Here is a 6,000-nt window from a genome sequence, read left to right as displayed (position 1 = left end):
TTTTGCCCCGCTAACCATCCTGGCCCTAATTCAAATCGCACATCCCGCGAGTGCGGGTTGTGCCTTTTCGGGCAGTGCGCTCAAAATTGGCCCCGTTAGACAAGCTGGCGGCCGCTCTGCGAAACCATTGCAGAGGTTAGAGGGTCAGAGCGCTTCCTAGCCATTTTGCCGCGTGCTCTGCGGCGGACGTTCTCCTCGTCCTCAAAGGCAACAGGACGTTGTATTGATCCGCAGTCGGTAGTTCGTCTGCCTCGAGCGCGATCAGCGTGCCATCGTCGAGGAAGGTTTGGATGAGGAGGCGCCAACCAAGGGCGACGCCCTGCCCGGCGCGGGCGGCAGCGATTGACTCGGTATAGTGATTGAACCGTAGCGTCGGCTTCACTCGCAAATTCCGGCCTGTTTCGTCGGACCATCGAGACCAGGACAGCCATGATCGGTCCTGGGCATCGGTTTCAATGAATTCGTCCGTATCCGAGAGTTTTGACCCTGGGCGGCGCCGAAAATAGTCCGGCGAGCACACTGGGATGATGACGTCGGCCTGCGAGGCCACCACCTTCGCGTCGCTAAACGGCGGCGTTCCATAACGAATGGCAATGTCAATGCCTCCGCCATCGAGGTCGATCTTGGTGTCCTGTGAGACGACCCTGATTTGAACCCCGGGGTTCTCCCGTCGGAAGTCTGCCAACCGGGGGAGAAGCCAGAACGAGGAAAATGCGACCGTCGCGCCAATCGATACGACGTCCTGCTGCGAGGACCTGACAAGATCGACAGTGTCGGCGATGTTGGAAAGGCTTTGTGCGAGCGCAGCACCCAGGACGAGACACGCTGGCGTCGGCTCAATCGCTCGATGCCTGCGGATGAACATTGGGAGGCCGAGCTCCTGCTCCAGAGCCGCGATCTGTCGGCTGACGGCAGCTTGCGTCACGCCCAGTTCCACAGCGGCCGCAGTGAAACTCCGATGCCGAAGGACTGCTTCAAGCATCATCAAGGCCGTCAAGGACGGTATGCGTCGGCGATAACTCATCCACCTTCCTAGGCATTACTGGACGTTATGCATCCGTGAGATTTAATGCCGTTGAAAACCCTTTGATGCAAGAGCAAACTGCTGACAACAAGCCATAAGGGGTCATTATGCTAAACAGGCTTTCATCCGACATTTCTGCACTCCTTGAGGCACGTGCCGATGGACATTCTTTGCCAGCCGGCCTCTACACCCGAGAGGACGTCTTCGAAGCAGACATAGACGTCTTTTTCCACAAGCACTGGATCTGCGTCGGCCTCGACTGCGACGTGCCGGAACCGGGCGACGCGACGGTCGTCGACATCGGCAAGACAAGTCTGATCCTGCTGCGTGACGACGACGGCGGGCTCCGCGTGCTTCACAATGTCTGCCGCCATCGCGGCTCGCGCCTGCTCGACGCTGGAAAGACAATCGTGTCGAAGCTCGTCTGTCCCTATCACACCTGGACTTATGAACTGACCGGTGAACTAACTTACGCCCCTCACATGGGCAAGGACCTTGACAAGCAGTGCTACAGCCTGAAGCCAGTCAGCTTCAGGTCGATCGGCGGCCTGATCTATGTATGCCTCTCCGACAATCCGCCGGAGGACATAGCAGGCCTCGAGCAGGCGATGATCGAGCGTCTTGCACCCTATGACATTCGCAATGCCAAAGTCGCGCATCAGACTGACGTTATTGAAGATGGCAACTGGAAGCTCACGATGGAAAACAATCGCGAGTGCTACCACTGTTCGGCCAACCATCCTGAACTTTGCGTATCCTTCGTCGATATCGACTTCGGGTTCGACCCGGAGACGCTGAGCCCGGAGGACCGCGAGCAGGCTGAGGAACATTTCCGGCTGTACGACGAGCGGACGAAGGCTTGGGAGGCCGACGGCTTCCCGTCGTCCGCGGTCGAACAGCTCGTCGACTGCGCGACGAACTTCCGCAGCCAGCGCCTCATCATCGCAGGTGCTGGAGAATCCCAGACGCCCGATGCGACGGCAGCGTCATCGAAGCTCCTGGGTCAAATGACCCGCAAGGACCTCGGGGACATGCACCTCTGGGGGCACAACAGCTGGAATCATTTCATGGGCGACCACGCCATCGTCGCAATCGTGATTCCGCTTTCGGCCGACAGGACCCTCGTTAGAACGAAGTGGCTCGTGCACAAGGACGCAGTCGAAGGAAAGGACTACGATCTCGAAAAGCTGACCGACGTCTGGATCGCGACCACGGATCAGGACGCGGAACTCGTAGCCCGTTCGCATGCCGGCGCCCTCGATCCGGCTTATCAGCCCGGCCCCTATTCCCCATTCTCGGAAACCAATCTCGACAAGTTCGCGACCTGGTACATCGATAGGATGCGCGCACATGGGCATTGAGTTCCAAAAAATGACGCTCGCCGAAACTGCCCTCTGGGACCCCGAAACCGACGAGACGCTGGTCTGCCTCGACGTCCATCAAGAAACGCACGACGTGAAGAGCTTTACATTCGCGTCTCCGGAGGGCAAGCGGTTTGACTTCGACGCCGGGCAGTACTTTCTGTTCGACTTCCCTTTGGGTTCGCACGGCGAGCCCCGCTGTTACAGCATCTCGTCATCGCCACATCGCGGAAATGCGTTCACCGTGACTGTCAAACGCGTGCCGGGCGGCAAGGTCTCGAACTGGCTGCACGACAACCTTGCTCCCGGCATGTTGGTCAAGGGACAGGGCCCACTCGGTCACTTCATCCTACCAAAAGGACAAAAGGCGAAGTTCTTACTGCTGTCCGGCGGCTCCGGCATCACCCCAGTCATGTCGATCGCACGTGATATGGCAGACAAATACGAACCGTCGGACATCGTTTTCCTTCACGCAGCACGAACGCCTTCCGACATCATCTTCCGAAATGACCTATTTGGCCTAGCAACGCGAATGAAGGGACTGCGCCTGCAGTTCTTGCCGGAAACAGTGCTTGGCGAGGCGGCCTGGCCAGGGCTGACGGGAAGGATCTCTCCCGAATACATGAAGCTTGCCGTCCCCGACATTTCCGAACGTGTCGTCATGTGCTGCGGCCCTGCCCCCTTCATGGCAGCGGCCCGTTCGATCACGGCCGCTCTCGGCGTCCCGTCATCGAACTATAATGAAGAGAGCTTTGACGCAGCTGTCATTGACGAGCCTGGTCTCGACGTCGAGGCAAAGCCTACCGGCAGGATCTATCAGGTCGAGTTCTCGAAACAGAAGCGAACACTTGGAGTCTCTTCAGAGCAGACAGTCCTCGCTGCTGCGAAAAAGGGCAGCGTCAGGCTCCCATCCTCCTGTTCGAACGGCGTCTGCGGCACGTGCAAGTCGAGGCTTGTCTCCGGCTCAGTCGAGATGAACCACAATGGCGGCATCAGGCAACGCGAGATCGACGCCGGGATGTTTTTGCCATGCTGTTCGAAGCCACTTAGCGATCTTGTTGTCGAGCGGTGAACGAGGTTTGATCTGAGGTGATACAAATGCTGCGGAGCGAAGAGCACTCGTCGCAATCATCAGCTGCGCCCGTCTTCAAGGACGAGCGCAAGAAAGCTTATTTCAACCCCGACGGGAAAGACCGCCCGCTCATCAGCCCAATCTCTACGTCAACCCTCAATAGCGCCAGACTCTATCGCCTCGGGCGGCTGCGGGCGAAGATGACAGAATGGGACTGCGCAGCCCTCCTGCTCTACGATCCAGTCAACATCCGGTATGCCTTTGACTGTTCGAACATGAGCATCTGGACGATGCACAACCCTTCCAGATATGCGCTCATTCTGGCAGATGGGCCAGCGATCATGTTCGAGTTTGAAGGATCGGAGCACGTCAATGATGGGCTGCCTGGTATCGATGAGGTGCGAACATCGACGTCGTTCCTCTTCTTCACTGCGGGTAATCTCGTCGAAGCTCGGATGAAAGCGTGGGCGGATGAGATTGCCGACCTCGTCCGATCCCACGGTCGCCAGGGCAGGATCGCTGTCGACAGGCTGGAACCTGCGCCTGCCCAAGAGCTTCTAAACCGTGGTTTCACCTTACTAGACGGACAGGAGCTTGCGGAGCGCGCACGCTCCGTCAAGAGCACGGAAGAGATTGAGCTCATGCGCTGGACGATCCGCGTCTGCGAAGCCGGGATGGCACGAATGTATGAGGTTTCAGAGCCGGGTCGTACCGAGCGGGAGATCTGGGCGGAACTCCACTTCGAGAATGCTCGTAGCGGTGGAGAATGGCTCGAGACAAAGCTGTTGACGGCGGGACCACGTACCAATCCGTGGTACCAGGAATGCTCCGACTACATCATCAAACGTGGCGAAATGATCTCCTTCGACACGGACATGGTCGGGCCTTACGGCTATTGCGCTGACCTCTCCCGATCATGGACCTGTGGGCACGTTGCGATGACCCCAAAGCAGAAAGAACTGTATTCGGCAGCGAGGGATCAGATCGACCATAATCTGTCAATCATCCGGCCCGGCATGTCCTTCGGCGAGTTCAACGACAAGAGCTGGTGCATTCCCGAGAATTACATTCCCTACCGCTATACTCTGGCGGTGCACGGAACCGGCATGGCAGATGAGTGGCCAGGCATTCTTCTCCACCCCGATTACGACGACAACTTCAGCGGCGTTATCGAGGAGAGAATGGTTCTGAACATCGAGAGTCTCATTGCGGAGGACGGCTCCGAGAGCGTCAAACTCGAGACGCAGGCGCTTATAACCGCGCACGGTGCGGAACGTCTCGATACCTTTCCATGGGAAAATGTCTGACGAGAGCTCCAGATGGCCTGGGGCGGCCAAATGGCATAACGCGCGATGCCCAGCCACCCGGGTTGGAGTCCAGGCGGCCGTTCTCGAGGGCTGCCCTCCGGGTTGAGGGTGATGCTATGTTGCCCTTCATCCAAATTTCCCATCTTCCGGCGGTCATTGCCTACCCTTTTGCGCCGGCCCCGACGTTGTAACAGTTCCGGAACCTGGTGATCCTACTGTCGATGGCGCGGTTCGGCTTTGCGGCCATAACAGAAGGAATGCGACGGCCATAGCCAGGAAGAGTCCGGCGGCTCCCAATCCCCACCACGCCCGCACTACGCCCCGCTCCGATCTGGGCGGATTGACGCCCTCGTATTGTGTCGGAGGATCGCCGATGCCGTCGTCGTCCTCTTGATTTCTCATGTCCTGAACCCAGTGGGCCTTTTCGCTTCCGTGATAGCAACAACTCTATGACGAGAGCGTTGTTCAGTGCGGTAGCGGACGCTGAGAATAGAGGTGTCGCGCACCTGCCCCCGCGACGACGTGCCTCGTTGTTATTACCGCCGACCTGGCTCGGCGGCCGGCCAGTCGTTTGATGGCTCATCAACGACGGTGGACGTTAAAGCATCGTCGGCAGGATCCGGATCGTGTTCGAGCTGGTCCCGGAGTCGCGCCACTGCCCTTATGATCTCCTGGAAGAGGTCCTCTTGGCTCACGCCAAGCACGGCATACTGATCAACAAGTTCCGCCATTCGCATCGCGAGGTCTGCGCGCCATGTGGACTTACCCGGCTCATTTTGGTTGTCCATCTCATCTATCCTGGAGGTGCAACTCAGTGTACCGAATTCGACGATGGCGCGTTGACCCTGGTGCCCCATTTGCCGACAAACTTTCCGATCAGGAGCGTCGCAATGTCTTCGCTGCCATCAAAGCCCTGTTCGAGGAGCTCCAGGGCCGCCTTGCAGAGCGCGTCGGATGAGGCCTGGTCAGGCTGAATTTCGTAGAATGAATACCACTCTTTCACAGCCTTCGAGATCAAAGCTGACTGTCCATCACGTCGGGTCATGTGCGATCGGTCCTTGTGGTGAGATTCAAGAACCTAGCGCGATATGTGCAGATGTCCACGCGTTCCGGCACCATACGATCATTTGCTGAAAAGTCGTGCGTTTGTCCGGCGTAGACAGTCGCTCGAGGACTTGGTGAAAGTGGATGTTGTGGCGCAGATTTCTCCCAGCTGATGATCGTCAAGCAGCGTTA

The 6,000-nt window shown here is 58.1% G+C and carries 6 protein-coding genes; 3 read left to right on the top strand and 3 right to left on the bottom strand.

Annotation, left to right across the window (positions count from 1 at the left end; translation table 11 throughout):
• Positions 1–136: 136 nt before the first annotated feature.
• The gene (locus tag RGCCGE502_RS19535; protein WP_016555919.1) at positions 137–1,024 is read right to left on the bottom strand and encodes a LysR substrate-binding domain-containing protein; all 888 of its coding nucleotides are present in this window, start codon (positions 1,022–1,024) and stop codon (positions 137–139) included.
• Positions 1,025–1,131: 107 nt separating this feature from the next.
• Between RGCCGE502_RS19535 and RGCCGE502_RS19530 the strand changes: the two genes are divergently transcribed.
• Genes RGCCGE502_RS19530 through RGCCGE502_RS19520 form a run of 3 tightly spaced genes read left to right on the top strand, consistent with a single transcriptional unit; the run spans position 1,132 to position 4,764 of the window.
• Positions 1,132–2,385 (top strand): aromatic ring-hydroxylating oxygenase subunit alpha, encoded by a 1,254-nt coding sequence (locus RGCCGE502_RS19530; protein ID WP_016555918.1) that lies wholly within the window; start codon positions 1,132–1,134, stop codon positions 2,383–2,385.
• Positions 2,386–2,395: 10 nt separating this feature from the next.
• Positions 2,396–3,457: an FAD-binding oxidoreductase gene (locus tag RGCCGE502_RS19525; RefSeq protein ID WP_176705714.1), complete on the top strand. Its 1,062-nt coding sequence runs from the start codon at positions 2,396–2,398 to the stop codon at positions 3,455–3,457.
• A gap of 26 nt (positions 3,458–3,483) precedes the next feature.
• Positions 3,484–4,764 carry a M24 family metallopeptidase gene (locus RGCCGE502_RS19520; protein ID WP_016555916.1) on the top strand — a complete coding sequence of 427 codons (1,281 nt, stop codon included), beginning with the start codon at positions 3,484–3,486 and terminating at the stop codon, positions 4,762–4,764.
• 536 nt (positions 4,765–5,300) lie between these two features.
• Here the strand turns inward: RGCCGE502_RS19520 and RGCCGE502_RS19515 are convergent.
• Positions 5,301–5,552: a hypothetical protein gene (locus tag RGCCGE502_RS19515; RefSeq protein WP_016555915.1), complete on the bottom strand. Its 252-nt coding sequence runs from the start codon at positions 5,550–5,552 to the stop codon at positions 5,301–5,303.
• Between the two features lie 23 nt (positions 5,553–5,575).
• Positions 5,576–5,809, bottom strand: coding sequence for a hypothetical protein (locus RGCCGE502_RS19510; protein ID WP_016555914.1), 234 nt, complete (start codon positions 5,807–5,809; stop codon positions 5,576–5,578).
• Between the last annotated feature and the right edge of the window lie 191 nt (positions 5,810–6,000).

It is taken from the genome of Rhizobium grahamii CCGE 502 (assembly GCF_000298315.2).
GTDB classification, from domain to species: Bacteria; Pseudomonadota; Alphaproteobacteria; order Rhizobiales; family Rhizobiaceae; genus Rhizobium; species Rhizobium grahamii.
This window is presented reverse-complemented; position numbering and strand designations above follow the sequence as displayed.

Excerpts from the sequence above, each read along its gene's own strand:
- RGCCGE502_RS19535 (WP_016555919.1), bottom strand. The coding sequence starts at position 1,024 with ATGAGTTATCGCCGACGCATACCGTCCTTGACGGCCTTGATGATGCTT.
- RGCCGE502_RS19530 (WP_016555918.1), top strand. The coding sequence starts at position 1,132 with ATGCTAAACAGGCTTTCATCCGACATTTCTGCACTCCTTGAGGCACGT.
- RGCCGE502_RS19525 (WP_176705714.1), top strand. The coding sequence starts at position 2,396 with ATGACGCTCGCCGAAACTGCCCTCTGGGACCCCGAAACCGACGAGACG.
- RGCCGE502_RS19520 (WP_016555916.1), top strand. The coding sequence starts at position 3,484 with ATGCTGCGGAGCGAAGAGCACTCGTCGCAATCATCAGCTGCGCCCGTC.
- RGCCGE502_RS19515 (WP_016555915.1), bottom strand. The coding sequence starts at position 5,552 with ATGGACAACCAAAATGAGCCGGGTAAGTCCACATGGCGCGCAGACCTC.
- RGCCGE502_RS19510 (WP_016555914.1), bottom strand. The coding sequence starts at position 5,809 with ATGACCCGACGTGATGGACAGTCAGCTTTGATCTCGAAGGCTGTGAAA.